This window comes from Streptosporangium sp. DT93 (assembly GCF_049844535.1).
In the GTDB taxonomy this organism is placed as follows: Bacteria; Actinomycetota; Actinomycetes; order Streptosporangiales; family Streptosporangiaceae; genus Streptosporangium.
Genome location: NZ_JBNCLF010000016.1, coordinates 231,325 through 232,224, shown reverse-complemented (window position 1 = coordinate 232,224; position 900 = coordinate 231,325). Strand labels below are relative to the sequence as shown.

At 72.4% G+C, this 900-nt stretch carries 1 protein-coding gene; it reads left to right on the top strand.

What is annotated here, in order from left to right; translation table 11 throughout:
* Nucleotides 1-397 precede the first annotated feature (397 nt).
* Complete coding sequence (locus ACLQ2R_RS29965; protein WP_425964268.1) at nucleotides 398-832, top strand: hypothetical protein; 435 nt, start codon at nucleotides 398-400, stop codon at nucleotides 830-832.
* Nucleotides 833-900: the final 68 nt, after the last annotated feature.

The window sequence follows — 900 nt, the reverse complement described above, 5'->3', positions numbered from 1 at the left end:
CCGAGGGTCCCGCCTGGACCGGCTTCACCCGGCCGGAGCCGGCTCCTCCCGCGTGGATCAACTCCCCCACGCCCCCCCCCCGCCCCCCCCCCCCCCCGGCCCCCCCCCCCCCCCACCCCGTTCTCGCACGGGCCCGCTTCACACGGGCCCACGCGGCCGGTTCCCCGTCGAACGGCCCGCCCTTCCCGAACGCCCCCTTCCCGAACGAACGGCCCGCCCTTCCTGTACGGCCCACCCTTTCCCGAACGGCCCGCCCGCTCCCGTGCGGTCCGTCCCCTCCCGTACGGCCCGGCGCGATCCTTGACGTGACCTTGAAGAACGAGGGCGATTACCCGGAGTGATTACGGTGCACGAGGTCACATGCCAGTCAACCCTCAACAGTCACGGGAGTAACCTCATGCGCACCCGCACCATCACGGCACTGGCCGCCCTCGGCCTCGTCGCCACCCTGTCCACCGCCGGCGCGGCCACCGCGTCCACGTCCGTCGCCCCTGCCCCCTGCGCGCAGGAGCACCTGGCGCTGCTGAACGCCGAGGACGCCCTCGTCAACGTCGACGCCCGTCCGGAGGTCAAGGCCGCCCACGTCGTCCTGGTGAAGGCCGGCGGCACCGCGAACGTCGAGCAGCTCTCCCAGAGGATGGCCCTCCAGGAGCTCGGCATCAAGACACCGGCGCTGGACGCCGCCACGAAGAAGGCGGTGGACGCCTACAACGCCGCCCGGACCAAGTACGTGCAGGTACGGGAGGCGACGCTGGTGAAGATCGCACCGCAGCGGCAGAACGCCAGGAACGCGCTCAAGCGGTGCCTGGCCATGCACGCCGGCCGCGGCTGAGCGTGGGAGACGGGCCGGAGCGTGTCCAGCGGTCATGACCTTGCGGCACCGGGTCCGAGCATGTGACA

What these genes read in the sequence shown, in the direction of transcription:
- ACLQ2R_RS29965 (WP_425964268.1), top strand. Translation starts at nt 398, where the DNA reads ATGCGCACCCGCACCATCACGGCACTGGCCGCCCTCGGCCTCGTCGCC.